Genomic DNA, 21201 nt, shown 5'->3' on the forward strand with positions numbered 1-21201 from the left:
TTTTTGCTATTTGGAGATAAGTAATGTCAGAAAACGAGTCTTCTTCTTCACTAATGCGCATTATTAAACATGTTTTGCTTTGGTGTATCTTTTCTTATTTTTATCACAGCGGGATCAATGTACTTGTTGCTATGGCCCATGATGCTCAGCCTGATTACGGTCTAATATCTTCAATCGCTTATGGTATTGGCTTTAATGTGTTAGTAGGGCACCTTATTGGCAAATACGACAAGCATTGGCCTGTCATTGCTGCATGTGTAATTTCTACCGTAGGTCTTATTGCCGTGCCTTTAATTATGTTAGGTAAAGATGGTTTAATGAGCGGCTTTTTTATTGCTTCGATGATCGTCACATTACCTGTTGCGACATTTGTAATTAATAAAATAAAGCAGCAAATTAGTGCAAACACTGAGCAAACGCAGTAAAACTAGGCGATATTCGTTGTTTTTTTATGTTAGTATGAGCAGGTCTTTTAACTAAATAAACGTGAATTAAAACATGTCAGATAATTTTACAACAGACGCTGAAATAGCAAGTTACGGTATTGGTTTACAAATGGGTGAGCAATTAAAAGCGAATCCATTCGAAGGTTTAAACTTAAATTCTGTATTTGAAGGTATGAAAGACGCATACACTGGTAACGATTTCCAAGTTGAAATCCCAGCAATTCAAGCAGCTTTTGAGAAAATCAACGCTGAGATCCAAGCTCGTCGTGAAGAAGAAGCTAAAGTTCTTGCAGCTGAAGGTATTGCATTCTTAGAAGAAAATGCAAAACGTCCTGAAGTAACAGTAACTGAATCAGGTCTTCAATACGAAGTACTGACTGCGGGCGATGGTGAAAAACCTACTGCAGATTCAACAATCCGTGCACACTACCACGGTACACTAATTAACGGTACAGTATTTGACAGCTCATACGAGCGTGGTCAACCAGCTGAATTCCCAGTTGGTGGTGTAATCAAAGGTTGGACAGAAGCAGTGCAAATGATGGGTACTGGTTCTAAGTGGCGTTTATACGTACCACACGAACTTGCTTATGGTGAGCGCGGTGCTGGTGCAGCAATCGCTCCTTTCTCAACGCTAATTTTTGACGTTGAGCTATTAGAAATCATCTAATCGATTTCAAATAGACATAAAAAAACCTGCTTAAAGCAGGTTTTTTTATATCTGAAACAAATAGCTAATTAGCTATTTGATTCAGCGAATTCTTTACACGCAGCAGTGTCTTCACATTCACCGTATAGGTAAAGAGAGTGGTTAGTCAGCTTAATACCATTCTCTGTAGCGATTTCTTCTTGACGACGTTCAATAGTATCGTCTTCAAACTCAACAACCTTACCACATTTAAGGCACACTAAGTGGTCATGGTGAGTGCTACCTGATAGTTCAAATACTGACTTGCCGCCTTCGAAGTGGTGGCGAGATACAATACCTGCATCATCAAATTGGTTAAGAACACGGTAGACAGTTGCAAGACCAATCTCTTCGCCTTTGTCTAAAAGAATTTTATAGACATCTTCAGCGCTGATGTGTTGGTTGTCTGGAGATTGCAGAATCTCTAAAATTTTAATACGCGGCAGAGTTACTTTTAACCCTGCTTTTTTTAATTCCAAGTTGTGATCAGTCATTCAATCTGTCTCAATTTATTTAGTTATACTAGGCACCTTCAAGATGCACACGACACATTAGCAACTGTTAGAATAACGTGCCTAGTTACTAAGTGCAAAGAACAATTCGCCTATTTGCTGATTTTTTGAACAAAAACGAACCGGTTGTGCATCTTTACATCAGCTAGTAAATGCGAGTAATACTTGTTATTAATCAGCAAGTTCCGCTAAACACATTTCGTCATAAACCTGAGCACACCAGTCTTTCACGCGCTTTTCAGTAAGCTCTGGTTGGCGGTCTTCATCGATGCCTAGGCCAACAAAGTTGCTGTCATCAACAAGTGCTTTTGAAGCTTCAAAGTCGTAGCCTTCAGTTGACCAATGACCCACTACGATTGCGCCACGCTCAGTAACGATATCGTTGATCATGCCCATTGCATCTAAGAAGTATTCTGCATAGTCTTCTTGGTCACCGCAGCCAAAAATAGCTACAAGTTTACCTTCGAAGTCAACTTCTTCTAATTCAGGGAAGAAATCATCCCAGTCACATTGAGCTTCACCGTAGTACCAAGTTGGAATACCGAATAACAATAAATCGAATTCAGCAATCTCTTCTTTAGAACTTTTTGCAATGTCGTGAACCGCTACAAGCTTTTTACCTAATTCTTTTTGAATCATTTTAGCTACGTGTTCAGTATTGCCTGTGTCACTTCCGAAAAAAATACCTACGCTTGACATGGAGTTAAAACCTTCTATCTATCAATAGCCAATCTTTCTTGTAAAATTGTTTCAATCAACGCGCTACGGCTAATATTCTGCGCATCTGCCATATCGCTTAATGCTTGATATAACTGTGATGAAACCTTAAATTCAACACGCTTTAAACCACGTGCTTTATCTCGCTTTATTTGATTACGTTTATTTACTTTTAATTGCATATCGCGAGGTAGGGGATTTGTTTTCGGCCTACCTGGACGCTTTTCGTATTCAAATAAATCGGGTGTTGTTCTATCTGTTTCTGACTTTGCCATGTCTAGCCCACACCTGCGCCTTGCCAGAAGACTTGAATAAGTCCTTTCGCTATAAACCCAGAACAGCCTAAAAATAGCACTAACCAAACGATGTATCGGCCAAATCGTGGTACATCACCTTTTTTAAGGACGTCTTGAATTGCCATTCCAATAAAAAAGAAAATACCGGCTAAGCCAAAATACAACCCTAAGGTATCAAATTCGTTAATTAACTGACTGACCATCAACGTATAAACCTTTAAATTAAACGGCGCGTACTATAGCACACAAATTTGTAATAATTTAGTGCGCACGATCAAAAACAGCGAATTTTATCAGCCCAATTAATGAGCTAAAAAATCGCTGATTGCTTTATTTACAGCAAGTGGTTTTTGGGCATGTAGCCAGTGACCAGCACCATGAATAATTTTTGCTTTTGCATTAGGGAATAACGCCATAATAGCAGGGCGGTGTTCTGCTAAAATGTAGTCAGAATCATTACCTTTAATGAATAAAGTATCACATAAACAAGAATCATTTTCACTAACTTGCGCTAAAATATTTTCATATTGCTGGTATAAAACAGCTAAATTAAAGCGCCATTGATAGTGACCTTCATCATTTTTAGCAAAGCTTTTTAATAAAAACTGACGTACGCCCATTTCATCAATGTGCTTGGCAAGTATTTCATCAGCCGCTTTTCTATCTGTGATATTAGACTGTGCAACTTCGTTTAGGCCTGCAAAAATAGCGCTGTGGCGAGGGTTATTAGCAACAGGAGAAATATCTAACACTACAAGCTTATCGATAAGTGCAGAGTGATTAAGTGCTAATTGCATGGCCACTTTGCCACCCATTGAATGACCTATGATGTGCGCTTTACTAATATTTAGATGTTCAAGTAACTCACTGACATCTTGTGCCATAGCGTGATAATTCATGGTATCGCTATGGAATGATTTACCGTGGTTACGTAAATCAATATTCGTTACACGATAATTTTCAGCTAATGCTTTTGCGATTACATTGAGGTTTTCAAGTGAGCCAAACAAACCGTGGATCAATACAACGTCTGAACCTTGACCCATTTGTTGGTAGTTTAATAGCATTTTCAACTCCTAATTTTAATGGCAGTATTTTGCCTAGTGAAATTACAAAATGCAAAACATAGAGAATTGCTGCGAGCTTAGGTATAATCATTGAGAACTTTTAAAATGTGACCCGTAAAGACAGGAATAACATGAAAAAAATCGACATAGACGACGAGTTATATCAATACATTGCAAGCAACACGCAAAGTATTGGTGAAAGTGCATCAACCATTTTGCGTCGTTTATTAAACCTCTCTGATGGCGCCAATGCCCCAGTTGAAACAACTACTAAAACTGAACAAGAAACCCCAGTTGTTGAAGTACAAGAGCAAGCAGAACAAGAAACAAGCCCTGAACCAAGCGACGAAAATGTTGAAGAGGCTGCACAAACTGTCACAGCATCGACACAAGTGAAAGGTAATGTGTTTAATGTATTAAACAAAGAAGAGCTAGCAATGCAAAAAGGTGTTGTTGGTCGATTCTTATTTATACTAGCTGCTTTATATAGAACGCATAAAAAAGATTTTGTTAACGTGCTTGAAATTAAAGGCCGTGACCGTGTTTATTTTGCCACTAGCAAAGAAGCACTACTGGAAAGCGGTAGCAGCATGAATCCAAAAAATATCACTGATACTGAGTATTGGGTGATGACAAATTCAAATACAACCAGAAAAAAAATGATGCTTCACGAAGTTGCACTGTGCTTAGGTTACAGCGCGGATGAAGCAGAAAAAATTCGTGATTACTTATAATCCATAAGGAAATAATATGGCGATTCATCCAGATGCAGGTAAACCTGCACCGCAATCAAGCTTAGTGAATGTACCAAAACTGATCTCTGCTTATTACTTAAATGAACCTGACCTAGAACAAAACCCAGAGCATTGTGTTGCTTTTGGTACGTCTGGCCATCGTGGTTGTTCGTTCGATGTAAAATTTAATGAATCGCATATTTTAGCGATCACTCAAGCAATTTGTGATTACCGTAAAGAAAACAATATTTTTGGTCCACTTTTCTTAGGTAAAGATACACATGCATTGAGTGAAGCGGCTTTTAACTCTGCTATTGAAGTACTTGTTGCAAACGAAGTGCAAGTCATTGCACAAGAAAATGACGATTACACGCCAACGCCGGTAATAAGTCATGCTGTTGTTTGCCATAACAAAGAAAACCCAAATGAACTTGCTGATGGTATTGTGGTAACTCCTTCACATAATCCGCCAGAAGACGGTGGTTTTAAATATAACCCGCCAAATGGTGGACCTGCAGATACTGATGTGACTAAGTGGATTGAAGACAGAGCAAATCAATTACTTTTAGAAGACTTAGTTGAAGTAGAGTTATTTCCATATGCTAAAGCATCACGTTCTGGTTTTATTAAGTACCAAGACTTAATTACCCCTTATGTTGATGACTTAGTTAATATCGTTAATCTAAAAGCAATTAGCGATGCGAAAATCAAAATTGGTGTGGATCCACTTGGTGGTTCTGGTATCAACTTTTGGCCAGTCATTGCAGAAAAATATAATTTAGACTTAACGGTCGTAAATAAGTCTGTTGACCCAACATTTTCGTTCATGCCATTAGATAAAGACGGCAAAATCCGTATGGATTGCTCTTCTCCTTATGCAATGACAAACCTTATTGCATTAAAAGATGACTATGATATCGGTATTGGTAACGACCCTGATTATGACCGCCATGGTATTGTTACGCCTGACGGCTTAATGAATCCAAATCACTTTTTAGCAGTTGCAATTGACTACTTATTAAATAACCGCGAATGGTCAAAAGAGGTCGCAATTGGTAAAACGCTGGTATCAAGCGGCATGATTGATAAAGTAGTTGCACGTAATAACCGCGAAGTAAAAGAAGTACCTGTAGGCTTTAAATGGTTTGTTGAAGGCCTAAGCAAAGGTACCCTTGCTTTTGGTGGTGAAGAAAGTGCAGGGGCGTCATTCTTACGCTTTGATGGTACAGTTTGGAACACTGATAAAGATGGTTTCATCTTAGGCCTACTTGCTGCAGAGATTTTAGCCGTAACGGGTAAAACACCTTCACAGCTTTATAAAGAACTTGAACAAGAGTTCGGTGCGCCTATTTATAAACGTATTGATGCGCCAGCTAGTGCAGAACAAAAATCACGTTTAAAAGCGTTATCAGCTGATGATGTAACTGCAAGTACATTAGCGGGTGATGCCATTACGCAAAAACTAACCCATGCCCCTGGTAATAACGCTGCTATCGGCGGTTTAAAGGTTGTTACTGAAAACGGTTGGTTTGCTGCACGCCCATCGGGCACTGAAGACATTTATAAAATTTACCTTGAATCATTCAAAGGTGAAGAACATCTAGCATTATTAGAAAAAGAAGCGAAAAAGCTGGTTGATTCAGTAATTAGCTAATTCCTTTTTTACCTATTAAAACGGCTGAGATTCTCAGCCGTTTTTGTATTCTACTCTCACGCATTTTTAGGATAGAACAATGAGCTATTCAACTCCTTCATATCTCGAAGAATTAAAAAGTACCGGCGACTTTTTAACCCTGACTCGCAACAATGAATTTTCACTCGAACCTTGTGCATTTACTCTTGAAAACGGCACAGATGTCACTGTTCACGACACAGGTATCATTGAGTTTCAACCAGCACAGCAAACAAACAAAGATATTGTACTTTCAAGCGCGGTACATGGTAACGAAACTGCGCCAATTGAAATTTGCGATCAATTAATCAAGTCAATCGTTACAGAACAACTTACCTTGAAGCAGCGTGTACTGTTTATTTATGGTAATCCTAAATCTATTAATATAGGTAAGCGTTTTGTAGATGAAAACTTAAACCGTTTGTTTAATGGTCATCATACTGTAGAAGGCATTGCTTCAAACCCTGAGCGAGTTCGTGCAAAGCTACTTGAAGACGTGGTTACTGATTTCTTTGCTAGAGGCAATCAGGGCAGTGAGCGTTTTCATTATGATCTTCACACTGCAATTCGTGGCTCTAAAAATGAAAAGTTCGCAGTCTACCCTTTCTTACATGGTAAACCGTGGAAAAAATCACAACTGCAATTTTTACTTAGCTGTGGCGTAAACACGGTACTAATGATGAAATCTGCGGCAACTACCTTTAGTTACTACTCGTCGTTTGTACATGGAGCTGACTCATTTACGGTAGAACTTGGCCAAGTAAAACCATTTGGCGAAAACGACATGTCGCGATTTGAGAAAACCAAACAAACCTTAACTGCATTAATTAGTCAAGAATCTGTCGAATATAAAGAATTCAATGCAGAGGATTTCGAGTTGTTTTCAGTATATAGAACAATAAACCGTACTTGCGAAGACTTTAGTTTTCCATTTGCTGATGATGTGGAAAATTTCACCGGTTTCGCAAAGGGTGAATTAATGGCAACTGATGGTCAGACCAGATATGAAGCGGAAGTAGACGGTGAAGCTATTATCTTCCCAAACGCTGATGTAGCCTTAGGTCAGCGCGCTTTGCTTACTGTTATTCCAATGCAAGTTGATAGCAACTTTATTTAAAATCTCTGCATTAACACCCACCTAAATTTAGTTAACTATATGACTCTAAAGAATTTATCTTGTTGTATAGTTAACTTTCCATGCGTTTTTAGCCATTTGTCATCTATTCGTCTATGATTAGTTGAATAACAACTTACGTTAACGTAAAGTGACGGCAGTTTAATTTAATTAGATTGAATATTGCGCAAACTTTATCCTTACAGCTCATGCTGATAAAAATATAATTAAGGGCAGTAGCGTAGGTTTCTGACAACGAAAGAAGGTAGGTTATGAGTAATCCAAATAACGTATCGCTAAACATTAATCATGAACTGTCATTTATTGACGGTCACGCATTAACGATCCCTACATTAAGTATTCTTAATGAGGAAGGCGACATCTACGAAGGTGCAACCGCACCTGATATCGACAAAGCAACGGCAATCCGTCTATATGAAACAATGCGTTTTATTAGAGCACTTGATGAGCGTATGCAAGCAGCACAGCGTCAAGGCCGTGTTAGCTTTTATATGCAATGTCTAGGCGAAGAAGCGGCTGTAACAGCATCAGCTGCAGCGCTTGATCAAAACGACATGATCATGGCCCAATACCGTGAGCAAGCAGCTTTACGTTATCGTGGTTTTAGCCTTGACCAATTCATGAATCAAATGTTCTCAAATGAAAAAGATTTGGGTAAAGGTCGCCAAATGCCAATTCACTATGGCTCACGCGAACTTAACTACATGACTATTTCATCACCGCTTGGTACACAAATTCCGCAAGCAACAGGTTATGCATACGGTCAAAAAGTTCGTCATATTGATGCCCAAACAGGTGAGTTAAACAGCACTATTGATAACATCACTATTTGTTACTTTGGTGAAGGCGCAGCATCTGAAGGTGATTTCCATGCTGGTTTAAATATGGCCGCAGTTCATGAAGCACCGGTTATTTTCTTTGCTCGTAACAATGGTTATGCGATTTCTACACCTGCGGATGAACAGTTTAAAGGTGATGGTATTGCATCACGTGGTGTTGGTTATGGCATTAAAACAATCCGTGTTGACGGTGCTGATGCACTTGCTGTTTATGCAGCAACGAAAAAAGCCCGTGAAATTGCGACTACCAAAGGCGAACCTGTTTTAATTGAATCGATTGCCTATCGTTTAGGCGCTCACTCAACCAGTGACGATCCAAGCGGTTACCGCACAAAAGATGAAGAAGCAAAACATAAAGGCTGTCCAATCGAGCGTTTCCGTAAGTGGCTATTAAAGCAAGGTTGGTTAGACGAAGCGCAAGACGCAAAAGACAAAGAAACTATTCGTGAAGAAATTTTAGCAGCTCTTAAACGCGCTGAAAAAGTTGAAAAGCCAGCATTAGAAGAGCTTATTTCTGATGTTTATGATAAGCCAATCCCATCACTGCAAAAACAATATGAAGAACTAAAAGAGCACATTTTGCAGCATCCTGATGCTTATCCAACAACTGCAGGGAGATTAAAGTAATGGCTAAAATGAACATGCTTCATGCAATTAACTCTGCCCTTGATATCACCATGGCAGAGCATCCAAATGCATGTATTTTTGGTGAAGACGTTGGTTATTTTGGTGGTGTATTCCGTGCTACATCTGGCTTACAAGAAAAATATGGTAAGCATCGTGTGTTCAATACACCGTTAACTGAGCAAGGTATTTTAGGTTTTGCTAATGGCTTAGCGGCGTTTGGTGCGCCTGCATTAGCTGAAATTCAATTTGCTGATTATATTTTCCCTGCATTTGACCAAATCGTGAATGAATCAGCTAAGTTCCGTTACCGTAGTGGTAATGAATTTAATGTTGGCAATCTAACAATCCGTACACCATACGGTGGTGGTATTGCAGGTGGTTTATATCACTCACAATCACCAGAAGCTTATTTTGCTCACACACCGGGTTTGAAGTTGGTTGTGCCACGTAACCCATATCAAGCAAAAGGTTTGCTACGTGCATCGATTAAAGATGATAACCCTGTTATTTTCTTTGAACCGAAACGTTTGTACCGTGCATCAACAGGTGAAGTTCCAGAAGAAGATTACAGCATCGAGCTCGGTAAAGCTGAAATCGTGCAAGAAGGTACTGATGTTACTGTACTTGCTTGGGGTGCTCAGATGGAAATCATCGAAGACGCCGCTAAAAAAGCTGCAGAGCAAGGTATTAGCTGTGAAGTGATCGACTTACGTACCATTTTACCATGGGATGTTGAGACAATTGCTAAATCAGTGACTAAAACAGGCCGTTTAGTGGTAAGCCACGAGGCACCAATCACTAATGGTTTTGGTGCAGAAATCGTTGCAACAATTCAACAAGAGTGTTTCTTACACCTTGAATCGCCAATTGCTCGCGTGTGTGGCTTAGATACGCCATACCCATTAGCACTTGAAAAAGAATATGTGCCGGATGCACTTAAAGTGCTTGCTGCGATTAAGCAATCAGTAGAGTTTTAGGAGTCAGTATGTCTAAAGATTTTATCTTGCCAGATATCGGCGAAGGCATCGTAGAGTGTGAAATTGTTGAATGGTTAGTTGCAGAAGGCGATTCTGTAAAAGAAGACCAGCCTATTTGTGATGTTATGACCGACAAGGCGCTTGTGCAAATTCCTGCTGTTCATGATGGTGTGATCAGTAAGCTTTATTATGCAAAAGGGGATATTGCGAAAGTACATGCACCATTATTTGCAATGGATGTTGATGGCGAAGCACCGACACAAAGTGAAGAAGCGCAAGCTCCTGCTACTCCAACTGAGGCATCGTCTGAGGCTGGTGAGCACTTAGAAGATTTCATTTTACCAGATATCGGTGAAGGTATCGTTGAGTGTGAAATCGTTGAGTGGTTAGTGAGTGAAGGCGATGAAATCGTTGAAGACCAAGCTGTGTGTGATGTAATGACAGACAAAGCATTGGTACAAATTCCGGCTAAATATACAGGTAAAGTTGAAAAGCTTTATTATCAAAAAGGTGATATTGCAGCGGTTCACAGCCCATTATTTCAAATGAGCATTGCAGGCCAAAGTGCAGAGCCAGATGTAAGTTCTGCGGTAGTTAAAGCACAAACAAATGCAGCAACTAAACCTTCGCAGAAGCCTGCGACTTCAGCAAACTCTAGCAAACAACTTAATAAGAAAGCTGTTGCTTCACCTGCTGTTCGTCGTAAAGCCCGCGAACTTGATGTTGATTTAACGCAAGTACCAGGGTCTGGTAAAAACGGCCGTATTTATAAACAAGATATCGAAGATTTCTTGAATGAAACACCAAGCCAAGCAGTATCACAACAAGCTGCGCCAAAAGCGGCAGAGTCTGTATCAACTGCGGCGTCTTCTGGTGGTAGTCGTGTAGAGCCTATTAAAGGCATTAAAGCGGCAATGGCTAAGCAAATGGTTGCTTCAGTTTCGACAATTCCTCACTTTACTTTCTGTGATGAAATTGACCTAACTAAACTAATTGCAATGCGCAGTGAGCTTAAAGAGCAGTATAAGCAACAGGGTGTTAAGCTCACTATGATGCCGTTCTTTATCAAAGCACTGTCGTTAGCGATTAAGCAATTCCCAGTACTAAACTCACAAGTGAATGATGATTGCAGCGAGCTAACTTACTTTGATGATCATAACATCGGTATGGCGGTTGATTCTAAGATTGGTTTACTTGTACCAAACATTAAATCATGCCAGTCAAAGAGTATCGTAGATGTTGCAAACGAAGTGACCCGCTTAACTGAAGCAGCACGTGATGGTCGTGTTTCACCGGATGATTTGAAAGGCGGCACTATTAGCATTTCTAACATCGGTGCGATTGGTGGCACAATTGCAACCCCGATCATCAATAAGCCTGAGGTAGCGATTGTTGCTTTAGGTAAACTGCAGCATTTACCTCGCTTTGATGCACAAGGCAATGTTGTTTCAGCTGCTATTATGCAAGTAAGCTGGTCTGGAGACCACCGAGTGATTGATGGCGGAACAATTGCCCGCTTCAATAATTTATGGAAGTCTTACTTAGAAGACCCTGCAAAAATGATGATGGCGATGAGCTAACATTAGTAAGCATTAAAAAACCAGCCTCGGCTGGTTTTTTTAATTGTAAATTTTGTATTTGCTATTTACCGTAAAAATACAACCCATAACCGAGTAACAGCGCTGGAATTGTTGAATACACCGTCGCGATTAAGGCCGCTTTTGGCGCTAATGCGATAGCTGGGAATAGGGCATCGCCGTCATTTGAAATTGCATTGGCTGCCATCGCACTAAATGGAATAATACCTTGAATATAGAGTGTCATTACGACGATTTGTGGCCCGCAGCCAGGTAATAAGCCAATAGCCACAGCCACCAGGGGTGCAAGATAAGCATACTCAGAAAACCAGGCTGTTAAATCAACACCGACTAGGTTAACGAGAATTTCAAACAGCATAAAACTGGCAACAACCCAGGCAGTAACAAAGTGCGTGTCCATTAACACTTTCGTGAGTTTTGAGGGAGGTGAGCAAGGCGCTTCTTCACTGGTTACTTGCTTATAACTGCTGCCTTTAGAAGACAGAGACCACACAACCACAGTGAATAGCGCCATGATCGAGCCAAACAGAGTGACGCCAGTACTAACGCTTTGACTAAATTCGCTAAGGTCAGAATTGGTAGCAATAACAAAAGCAATAATCAAGCTTGGTACTAGGGTAAACTTCCAAATAGGGCGGCTAAATTTCAAAGCTCTTGGTTGGCATTGTGGCTGCTCGGTATATTCACTTGCTTCGTCAGGTTGAAATTTATCTGGGCTATGAAATGTATTAACTATCTGACCGCTAATAATACCTACAGCAACACCGATTAACATCATTAATAAACCATCAAGCGGGCGGGTTGCTAACAGTAAAAAGGCGGCATCGCCCATGGTTGCGGTTAAGACAGCAACAACAGAGCCAAAGCTAGCCTGCTTTTTAGTAAATTGGGTTACCACAATAATGGCACCCCCACAGCCAGGTAAAGCACCTAAAATAGACGCAAAGCTCACTTCTAGAATGCCTGATTTAGCACGTAAATAGCTAAGCTGTAATTGAGGAAGTCGATCAATAAGGTAGTAATAGATTAATAAGGTGGCTGCAACAAATACAGATACTTGAAAAAAAGCATCACTCAGCGCTTGTAGGGTGAATTCTCGGCTTGCAGGTACCGCTAAAGAAATCAGTAATAAAAGGGGTAAAATTAAGCGTTTATTGTCCGTAATGTAACACCTCGCTTTATTAGGAATAAACCTCGTTTGTGTTAGTGAGAGCATACAGTGCAACCTAAAAATTAATCAGGTTACACTGTATTACGATTTTAAATGAAAATCAATCTCATTTGTATCTATTTGCGTTGGAACTCAGAAGTGGCATTCCAGGTCGGCCATTCTTTTCGTTCTGAGATATCAAAACCTACTTGATAGAATAACTGAAGGTCCTGAACGGCACCTGATAAATCCCATTCATCACGGTAACGGTCGCAAGGCTGATGATAACAACCACGAAGCACTAGGCTCATACGCTTACGGTAATTTGCCGTTTCTTCGTCAAGTGCTTCACTACCACCACCGGCATACATTGCTGGTACACCCATGTTTGCAAATGCAAAGTGATCAGAGCGGTAGTAACCACCTGAAGACGGTTTAGGGTCACCAGATACTGTACGGCCTTGAGCTTCTGCAGCTGTTTCTAGCAGGCTATCCATTTCTGATTTGCCAATACCAACAACACTGATGTCTTTTACTTTACCTAATAGGTTTAAGCTATCCATATTGATGTTAGCAACCGTTTGTGATGCTGGGATCACTGGGTTTGCAGCATAATATTTCGAGCCAAGTAAACCTTGTTCTTCAGCAGTAACGGCTAAGAAAGTCATTGAACGGCTAGGGTGCTCAGGTAAGGTAGCGAATGCTTCAGCAACTTCGATTAAGCCAGCTGTGCCCGTTGCATTATCATGGGCGCCATTATAGATTTGGTCACCTTTACGCGTTTTATCTGTACCAAGGTGATCCCAGTGAGCTGAATAAATGATGTGCTCGTCTGGCTTTTCGCTACCCGGTAACGTCGCGATAAAGTTATACGAAATTGACTTTTTGATTGTGTTATTTACTTCAACACTTGCAGTTAGGTCGCCCATATCAACATGGTAAGCGCCTTTTGCCGCATTAGCTTTCATGGTATCGAAATCTAAGCCTGCTTTTGTGAATAGCTCTTTAGCAACATCAGTTGTTACCCAGCCTTCAACAGCAACACGGTCCATGTTGTTATTTTCTTTTTGGAAACCAAATTGCTCACCGCTCCAAGAGTTTTCAACAACTGACCATGGGTAAGAAGCCGGTGCTGTTTCGTGGATGATAATCGCACCTGCTGCACCTTGACGGCTTGCTTCTTCATATTTGTATGTCCAACGACCGTAATAAGTCATGGCATCGCCGGTGAATAAATCAGGGTTTTTCGTCGCAAAACCAGGATCGTTTACCAGCATAACAACTGTTTTGCCTTTAACATCTAGGCCTTCGTAGTCGTTCCAGTTGTATTCTGGTGCATTAACACCGTAGCCAACGAATACTAATTCAGAATCTTTAATGCTTTGCTTAGCACTAATACGGCTGCTACCCATTACCATATCTTTTTTGTATTGGTAATCTTTGCCGCCAATGGTAAGTACCATGTCTGAATCAGCTTCTAGTGAAACAAGCGGTACTTCTTGTAAGAAGCTATCACCGTTACCCGGCTCAAAACCCAATGCTTTAAATTGGTCGGTTAAATAGGCAAGCGTTAGCTCTTCACCTTTAGATGATGGTGCACGGCCACCGAACTCATCAGAGGCAAGCACTTTAATATGCTCTGCTAGTTGCTCTGAATTAATGCTTTGATAGGCTTTTTCGACATCACTTGATGTGATACTTGTTGAAGCACAGCCCGCAAGAATGGCACTTGCAAGGACTGTCATTGGAAAATAGCGTTTCATAATAGCTCTTTTTTTGTTTTATGGTGGCATTAGTATATGAGGTTCTATTAATGAGAACCAGTTTTTACGGTAAACTACCCACAATACATCAAGAAGTTAAAAAATAAGCAATGAAACGATTTACTGCTCCTGAGCAATGGTCAACACAATACCTCACAACGGGTGCTTTTAGTGACCTAGCGACGCTATTTAATTTAGATAAACTGTCAGATTGGCCATCTTGCCAGTGGTTTAATCAATATCTAAATGCGAAAACTACACAGGGCAAAGCAATAACCTTTGTTGAAGATGAAAAGTTTGCTGATGAAACCCGTTATTATGAGCAAATTATATTTGAGACAGGGCAAGTACCAACAAGACAACAAAATTGGCATGACCTTTTTGGTGGCTTTATTTGGTGTTTATTTCCAAAAACCAAAGCGCTGATTAATCATCAGCATATCGAAGAAATTAAACTGCATGGTCTAAAAGAGCGTAGTAAACACCGAAATGCGCTTACTTTATTTGACGAATGCGGTGTAGTGCTGGCAATTACTGAGCAAAGCTGGCAGCAGCAATTACGCGACCACCAATGGCAGCAAGCCTTTGTAGAGCAACGTGAACATTGGGGTAAAAGCATTAGGCCATTTATGTTTGGTCATGCTAACTACGAAATGCTCACTCAGCCGTATATTGGTTTAACGGGTAAAGCATTATTTGTAATTGTTCCTGATGACATATTTTGTAAAGATTTAAGCGAGCAATATGCGTATCTAGATCAACGTCTTTATGAGATGATAAAGCTTGATGATTGTTTGCGTGATAATAAAAACTTATCACCCTTACCCTTGTTAGGCGTACCAGGATGGTGGACTGACAATGAAAATCCAGAATTTTACAGTAACACTGATTACTTTAGACCGAAACGAAGGAAACGCACATGATTGAAGTGGCAGGGCTTAAAAAGAAGTTTAAGCTAACAAAAGATCATAAAAAAAATAAAACGGACAACGTAGACCCCCGTGAAGATAAAGAGTTTTTTCATTCTGTAAGAGACGTCAGCTTTCAATGTAACAAAGGTGAAGTACTCGGTTTACTCGGGCCAAATGGTGCCGGTAAAACAACCACCCTTAGAATGATTTCAACAGCCTTAAAACCAGATGAAGGCAGCATTACCATCTCTGGTCACGATATCGTTAAAAAGCCATTAGTTGGCCGCAAATCAATTGGATTTCTGTCAGGTAGCACCGGCTTATATGGGCGTTTAACAGTTAAAGAAAATGTTGAATACTTTGCCCGTTTACATGGCATGAGTAAAAAAGCGGTAGCCGCTCGTTGTGATGAGCTATTCACCTTACTTGATATGCACAGCTTTATTGATAAACGCGCCGAAAACCTTTCAACGGGTATGAAGCAAAAAGCCAATATTGCCCGTGCTGTTGTTCATCATCCTGATGTGGTTATCCTTGATGAGCCGACAACTGGTTTAGATATTATGACTACGCAAACTGTAATTAACTTTATTCGCGGCCTTAAAGAGCAGGGCACGCCAGTTATTTTCTCAACGCACCATTTAGATGAAGTTGCCTTACTTTGTGACCGTGTTGCGGTGATAAACCAAGGTATTAGTTGCTTTGATGGCACTTTAGATGAGTTTAAACAAACAGGTCAAAGTGAAGAATTAAACCAAGCGTTTATGAATATTTTAACGGAGAGCCGTGATGTTTGAAGTATTTAAAAAGGAATTAAAAGAGCTATTACGTGACCGTAAAACATTGATATTCGTTGTTGCACTACCGGTTGCTATCTTCCCACTTTTATTTGCTGTTATGGCATTTATCAGTTCACAAGCGGCGTTAGAGGCAGAACAAGAGGTCCATACTTACGCTATTATCAATGGTAATTATGCGCAAGATTTTACCGATAAGGTGTTTTACCATAAGAGCTTTTCTTTATATAAAGGCGACGAAACCTTTAATACCGTAGAAGATCTCACCAAAGCGGTTAAAGCAGGCACCATAGACATGGGTATCTATTTACCATCAGACGCTAAGCAAACCTTAGATGATGCAAAGCAAAGTGAATGGCAAGTTGTGTATAACGACGCAAAAGCAATTAACTTCCTATTTGACCGTGTAAAAGAACTGGCAAAAGAATATGGCGATACACTTCGTACTAACAAGCTATTAAGCTTTGGCGTATCAGAAGAGCAACAAGCCGCCATTATAGAGCCTATTAAAGTGGTGAAGGTCGACACAGCAGATAAACGTGAAAATCTTGGTGAGAAAATAGGTGGGTTTATTCCTTATCTACTTATTCCTCTAGTATTGATGGGCGCAACGTATCCGGCGATTGATTTAGGAGCTGGTGAAAAAGAGCGCGGTACGCTCGAAACCCTTCTACTTACACCAATCACCCGTACACAGCTGGTGTTAGGTAAGTTTGTTACTTTGCTTGCTTCTTCTATTGCGACAACCACCATTACTGTACTCAGTATGGGTGTGTGGATATCAGTGGCCATTGCATTTGTAGATTTAGCAGTTGTTAAAAACGCATTTAGCTCTTTAACCGTATTAGATTTAGGGCTGATTTTTGTGTTGTTATTACCTATTGCTGCAATCTTCTCATCATTAGCGCTGGCTATTTCAATTTATGCGCGAACCTTTAAAGAAGCACAAAACTACATGGCACCACTTAGCATGGGTGTAATTTTTCCAATTATGGTTGCCTTAATGCCGAATGTTGAACTGACGAGCAAAACTGCTTTTATTCCAGTGACAAACGTTGCATTAGCAATCAAAGAAATAATTAAAGGTACAGTTGATTACACACTCGTGGGTTTAATTTTCTTAGCGACAGTCATTGTGGCAGGTGCATTACTTGCGTTTTGCGTTAAATGGTTTAATAAAGAAGATGTCTTATTTAGATAAGAGATACTAATTTACCAAATAATAAAGCACCATTTTGGTGTTTTATTTGTTTATAAGCTTATCTAAACACCTGCTAATCCTTATTAATTAATATTTTTTCTGTATACTCCGCTTTTATTACTATTCTCTCCTATACTCTAAAGCAGAGTAGAAAAGAAGGCTTTCGATTCAATGGATTCTGGACATTCAACGCATTTCTTCAAACGTAATAAACTGCCAATATTAGCAACTTGTATACTCTTGATATTGGGATGTATTGTTACAGTAAAATATGAATATGATCTTCGGGAAGAGGTATTTAGTCGTACACTCGAACAGATGCAGCGAGAGCTCGACACACAAGAAAGTATCTTCAAAACAAGTTTAAGAGAGAATATTTCTGCACTTAACTTTTTAGATTCAACGCCGCCAGTGCTTGCAATTATGCGCGCTACCAATGATCAAAATATAGATCCCGTTTTAGGCACGCCTATCTCGGCATGGAAAGACCGTCTAGCAAAAATCTTTACTGGTTTTATGACAACAGATAAAGACTTAGCTCAGGCCCGTTATATCTACATTGCTGATAATGGCAAAGAGGTTGTACGTGTTGATAGTGTGAATAAACAGGTCTTTAGAATTAGTGAGGACAACTTACAACACAAAGGCCAACGTGATTACATGCAAATTACGGCAAAACTTGAAAATGGTCAAATCTACTTATCACCCATTAACTACAACCGCGAAAATGGTCGTTTACAACAGCCTTATACCAGCACATACCGGATTGCGAAGCTGGTGAAAGATAGCGAAGGTAAGCCCTTTGCTGTTCTTATCCTCAATTATTATGCGGAAGATCTTATTAACAAGCTAACAAGCAAATCATCAGATAAATTTTCTGTTTATCTGTTAAATGCTAAACAACAATTTATCTATCATCCAAAGGAGTCATACCGTTTTAGTTTTGAGTTCGATGATCCACATTATTGGTCAGAGGAATTTAGTGCCGACCTCAAAATTAGTTCAGTTGATTTTTTTGACGTAGTAAACCTGCCTGAAAAACTATATATAGATAAAATTATTGAGTTTAAAAATGGTGTACATATGCAGCCGCTTACATTGGCTGTCTCTATAAGCACTGACACATTGCTGAATGAAATACATCACAAGCGATTAAGGTTTATTGGGATTTTATGCTTAATCACTTTAGTCGTGCTGATGTTATTTATAATTTATCAACGTGACATCAACAGAAAAATTGAGCTTAGTTTCCTAAAAGAAAAGAACAGTAAAATTATTGAAGACTCAACAGATGCCATTATTATGGTTCAGCCAGATGGTGTTATTTGTAATGCCAATGAAACGGCAAAAACGTTTTTTGGTATAACAGAGCAAACCACCCATTTTGATACCTTGTTTAATTATAATGATGAAGATTTTCAAGGGATTGCACAAGCCATTAAAGAAGGGCAGCGGTGCTCGTTTGAAGCAGTTCACATCAGTGAGCAAAGCACACATTATTTCTCGATTACCATGACACCTGTTTTTGATGCAGTAAAACAGCAATATCAAATAGCGGCAATACTGCGCAATATTGATTCACTTAAGTGCGCTCAACATCAACTTGAAAAGCTTAATGTCACACTAGAAGAAAAAGTAAAAAGCCGTACAGCTGAGCTTGAAAAGGCCACCGAAGAAGCACTAGCTGCCAGTAAAGCTAAAAGTGAATTTGTTGCTAATATCTCTCACGAAATCCGCACCCCGATGAATGGTGTACTTGGCATGCTCGAAATGCTTGAAGAAGAGCCATTATCTACTCAGCAAATGCAATACTTACATTATGCAAATACCAGCGCTAACTCATTGATGACACTGATCAATGACATTCTTGATTTTTCAAAAATCGAAGCAGGTAAACTTGATTTAGATAGTCACGAGTTTGATGTTGTTTCAGTGTGCAGTGATTTAATAACATCGATGGCTGTTCAAGGTCAGAAAAAAGGTATTGAGATACTGTTTGATGCGCATGCTATTACTAATCGTACTGTAATGGGAGATAGCCACCGCTTAAAACAAATTCTAAATAATTTACTCAGTAATGCATTTAAGTTTACCCATAAAGGTCATGTTAGTTTAACGGTTAAGGAACAGCTGCATACAGATAACACGCTTTGCCTAAGCTTTGTTGTGGAAGATACAGGTATTGGTATTTCGAAAGAAAACCAGAGTAAATTGTTTGAAGTGTTTACTCAAGAAGACTCAAGTACAACACGCCATTATGGTGGCAGTGGTTTAGGGCTTTCAATTAGTCGAAAACTCGCTCAGTTGATGGGCGGTGATATTATCGTTGAAAGTGAAAAAGGAAAAGGAAGCCGCTTTTGTGCAAGTATCACAGTGTCACTCAGTGGCTCATTAAAAGAGTTGGGTGCGATTACGGCTTTGAATAACAAACAGGTTGGTTGTGCAGTTTTATATGATCTGCTTGGTAAGAACATTGAAACCCAATTAGAGAAATCTTGTCAGCCTCAGCCATCGAAAGTTTCTCGATTAAGTGATATACCTGAAAATGTTTTCAATGAGTTAGATTTACTTATCATTGATCATAAACACCCAGAACTAAATAATGTGTTGAGTTTTGCAAATCAATACCCCGACATCTATGTATTAATTTTAGGGGTTATGGCATCACTTAAACAAAAAGAAACATTACCGAGCAATTGTACTGTTATTGCAAAACCTGTCACTCCTGATGAATTAGCCTATAAACTCGCGGTTTTATTTAATGATAATAACTCTGTTATTGAGCGTAAGAATACAGATAGTAAAGAAACTATTGAGCTTGATTTAACATCTCGTTCAGTACTTATCGTCGACGATAACATGATTAATATTGAGGTGAGCAAAGCCATTTTAAGAGATAGTCATGTTCATATTGAATCAGCCAGCGATGGTCTTGAAGCTATTGAGGTATTGAATAACAGCGAAACTCAATTTGATCTGATTTTGATGGATTGCCAAATGCCAAACCTAAATGGGTATGACTGTACCAAAGCAATCAGGCAGGGCAAAACAGGTGAGAAATACCAAGATGTGGTGATCATCGCTATGACTGCAAGCGCGATGGCTGGCGATAGAGAGAAATGCCTCAGTGTTGGCATGAACGACTATATCACCAAGCCAATTAAACAAGCCACATTGCGTAAAAAGCTCTCAATGTGGCTGAAGACTTAAGCGGCATCACGACCTTTATCAAATGCAGGTTTAGGCGTTAATGTACTAATATCAGCAGAGTGAATTACTTTTTGTGTTTCACTCCAGTGCAATAACTCAATACGGCCAGAGCTGTTTTCAACTAATGCAGTGCAGCTCTCAATCCAGTCGCCATCATTGCAATACAAAATTCCATCAACCACTTTAACGGCTGGGTGATGAATATGCCCACAAATGATGCCATCGACGGCTTGTTTTTTTGCTTCGTGGATTGCCGCTTTTTCAAATGCGTCAATTGCTTCACGTGCTTTATGAACTCGCGCTTTTATCCAAGAGGCCAATGACCAATAATTACCACCAAATAAACGGCGAATGCGATTAGTCCAACGATTTAAAAAAAGTAAAAAGTCGTATCCTGCATCGCCCGCAATACTGATTAATTTGTTGTAGCGGGTTGCTGAATCAAAATCGTCGCCATGCAACAGTAAAAACCGTTTGTTGGCTTTTGTGGTGTGGATATATTGTTTATGTACTTCAATACCGAATAATGAATCATTGGCATAATGGCGAAAGGTTTCGTCGTGGTTACCCGGTATATAGATAACTCGTGTGCCATCTTTCGCTTTTTGTTGAATAAGCGCTAATACATCATAATGACTAGGGTGCCAAAAAAACTGTCGTTTCATTGACCATAAATCGACAATATCACCGACCAAATACAGAACATCGCATTCAATCGCATTTAAAAAGTCTAGTAAATACTGCGCTTGGCAGTCTTTATAACCTAAGTGAACGTCGGAAATCCAAACGGCAGGATAGTGGGTTTTACTACTGCAAGTGGTGTTATTCATGGCATTTACTCATGGTGTAATAAAGTAAATG

At 39.6% G+C, this 21201-nt stretch carries 20 protein-coding genes; 12 read left to right on the forward strand and 8 right to left on the reverse strand.

Translation table 11 applies throughout. The annotated features are described in order from the left end of the window. The first annotated feature begins 23 nt into the window (after nt 1-23). Nucleotides 24-425: a hypothetical protein gene (locus tag MTF66_RS04845; RefSeq protein ID WP_248526587.1), complete on the forward strand. Its 402-nt coding sequence runs from the start codon at nt 24-26 to the stop codon at nt 423-425. Nucleotides 426-498: 73 nt separating this feature from the next. Continuing rightward, nucleotides 499-1116 (forward strand): FKBP-type peptidyl-prolyl cis-trans isomerase, encoded by a 618-nt coding sequence (locus MTF66_RS04850; protein WP_248526588.1) that lies wholly within the window; start codon nt 499-501, stop codon nt 1114-1116. Between the two features lie 68 nt (nt 1117-1184). Here the strand turns inward: MTF66_RS04850 and fur are convergent, their stop codons facing one another. From fur to MTF66_RS04875, 5 genes are all read right to left on the reverse strand, one after another. Further along, nucleotides 1185-1628, reverse strand: a complete 444-nt coding sequence (fur, locus tag MTF66_RS04855) for a ferric iron uptake transcriptional regulator (RefSeq protein ID WP_217874125.1) — start codon at nt 1626-1628, stop codon at nt 1185-1187. A 189-nt stretch (nt 1629-1817) separates the two neighbouring features. Then, a complete protein-coding gene (gene fldA / locus MTF66_RS04860; protein ID WP_054553928.1) occupies nt 1818-2345 on the reverse strand; it encodes a flavodoxin FldA in 528 nt (175 codons plus the stop codon). A 14-nt stretch (nt 2346-2359) separates the two neighbouring features. Then, entirely contained in the window at nt 2360-2638 is a 279-nt protein-coding gene (gene ybfE, locus MTF66_RS04865; RefSeq protein ID WP_004586673.1) for a LexA regulated protein, read from the reverse strand. A 2-nt stretch (nt 2639-2640) separates the two neighbouring features. Next, nucleotides 2641-2862, reverse strand: a complete 222-nt coding sequence (locus tag MTF66_RS04870) for a DUF2788 domain-containing protein (protein WP_036968243.1) — start codon at nt 2860-2862, stop codon at nt 2641-2643. A gap of 99 nt (nt 2863-2961) precedes the next feature. Then, nucleotides 2962-3726, reverse strand: a complete 765-nt coding sequence (locus MTF66_RS04875; RefSeq protein WP_248526589.1) for an alpha/beta fold hydrolase — start codon at nt 3724-3726, stop codon at nt 2962-2964. 131 nt (nt 3727-3857) lie between these two features. Between MTF66_RS04875 and seqA the strand changes: the two genes are divergently transcribed. From seqA to MTF66_RS04905, 6 genes are all read left to right on the forward strand, one after another. Continuing rightward, on the forward strand, nt 3858-4460 hold the full coding sequence (gene seqA / locus MTF66_RS04880) for a replication initiation negative regulator SeqA (RefSeq protein ID WP_054561421.1): 603 nt from the start codon (nt 3858-3860) through the stop codon (nt 4458-4460). 16 nt (nt 4461-4476) lie between these two features. After that, complete coding sequence (pgm, locus tag MTF66_RS04885) at nt 4477-6114, forward strand: phosphoglucomutase (alpha-D-glucose-1,6-bisphosphate-dependent) (protein WP_248526590.1); 1638 nt, start codon at nt 4477-4479, stop codon at nt 6112-6114. 79 nt (nt 6115-6193) lie between these two features. Next, nucleotides 6194-7249 carry a succinylglutamate desuccinylase gene (astE, locus tag MTF66_RS04890; RefSeq protein WP_248526591.1) on the forward strand — a complete coding sequence of 352 codons (1056 nt, stop codon included), beginning with the start codon at nt 6194-6196 and terminating at the stop codon, nt 7247-7249. A 269-nt stretch (nt 7250-7518) separates the two neighbouring features. Beyond that, on the forward strand, nt 7519-8733 hold the full coding sequence (locus MTF66_RS04895; RefSeq protein ID WP_058584963.1) for a thiamine pyrophosphate-dependent dehydrogenase E1 component subunit alpha: 1215 nt from the start codon (nt 7519-7521) through the stop codon (nt 8731-8733). Further along, nucleotides 8733-9710, forward strand: coding sequence for an alpha-ketoacid dehydrogenase subunit beta (locus MTF66_RS04900; protein WP_058584964.1), 978 nt, complete (start codon nt 8733-8735; stop codon nt 9708-9710). The genes MTF66_RS04895 and MTF66_RS04900 overlap by 1 nt, the downstream gene beginning before the upstream one ends. An 8-nt stretch (nt 9711-9718) precedes the next feature. Continuing rightward, complete coding sequence (locus MTF66_RS04905; RefSeq protein ID WP_248526592.1) at nt 9719-11290, forward strand: dihydrolipoyllysine-residue acetyltransferase; 1572 nt, start codon at nt 9719-9721, stop codon at nt 11288-11290. Nucleotides 11291-11351: 61 nt separating this feature from the next. On the opposite strand, the gene MTF66_RS04910 is transcribed toward MTF66_RS04905, so the two are convergent. Further along, entirely contained in the window at nt 11352-12524 is a 1173-nt protein-coding gene (locus MTF66_RS04910) for a putative manganese transporter (protein ID WP_248526593.1), read from the reverse strand. 71 nt (nt 12525-12595) lie between these two features. Further along, a complete protein-coding gene (locus tag MTF66_RS04915) occupies nt 12596-14221 on the reverse strand; it encodes a M28 family metallopeptidase (RefSeq protein ID WP_248526594.1) in 1626 nt (541 codons plus the stop codon). Between the two features lie 110 nt (nt 14222-14331). Here MTF66_RS04915 and MTF66_RS04920 point away from each other — a divergent pair, with 110 nt between their 5' ends. The 4 genes from MTF66_RS04920 to MTF66_RS04935 all read left to right on the forward strand — a co-directional run bounded on the left by MTF66_RS04920 (nt 14332) and on the right by MTF66_RS04935 (nt 20340). Further along, the gene (locus MTF66_RS04920; protein WP_130166367.1) at nt 14332-15144 is read left to right on the forward strand and encodes a DUF3025 domain-containing protein; all 813 of its coding nucleotides are present in this window, start codon (nt 14332-14334) and stop codon (nt 15142-15144) included. Then, on the forward strand, nt 15141-15929 hold the full coding sequence (locus MTF66_RS04925) for an ABC transporter ATP-binding protein (RefSeq protein ID WP_054561430.1): 789 nt from the start codon (nt 15141-15143) through the stop codon (nt 15927-15929). Before MTF66_RS04920 ends, MTF66_RS04925 begins: the two co-directional genes overlap by 4 nt. Next, nucleotides 15922-17130, forward strand: coding sequence for an ABC transporter permease (locus MTF66_RS04930; RefSeq protein ID WP_248526595.1), 1209 nt, complete (start codon nt 15922-15924; stop codon nt 17128-17130). Before MTF66_RS04925 ends, MTF66_RS04930 begins: the two co-directional genes overlap by 8 nt. A gap of 171 nt (nt 17131-17301) precedes the next feature. Continuing rightward, nucleotides 17302-20340, forward strand: a complete 3039-nt coding sequence (locus MTF66_RS04935; protein ID WP_248526596.1) for an ATP-binding protein — start codon at nt 17302-17304, stop codon at nt 20338-20340. Here the strand turns inward: MTF66_RS04935 and MTF66_RS04940 are convergent. Further along, nucleotides 20337-21170: a UDP-2,3-diacylglucosamine diphosphatase gene (locus MTF66_RS04940; RefSeq protein ID WP_248526597.1), complete on the reverse strand. Its 834-nt coding sequence runs from the start codon at nt 21168-21170 to the stop codon at nt 20337-20339. The genes MTF66_RS04935 and MTF66_RS04940 overlap by 4 nt on opposite strands. Nucleotides 21171-21201: the final 31 nt, after the last annotated feature.

Source organism: Pseudoalteromonas sp. 2CM39R (genome assembly GCF_023161845.1).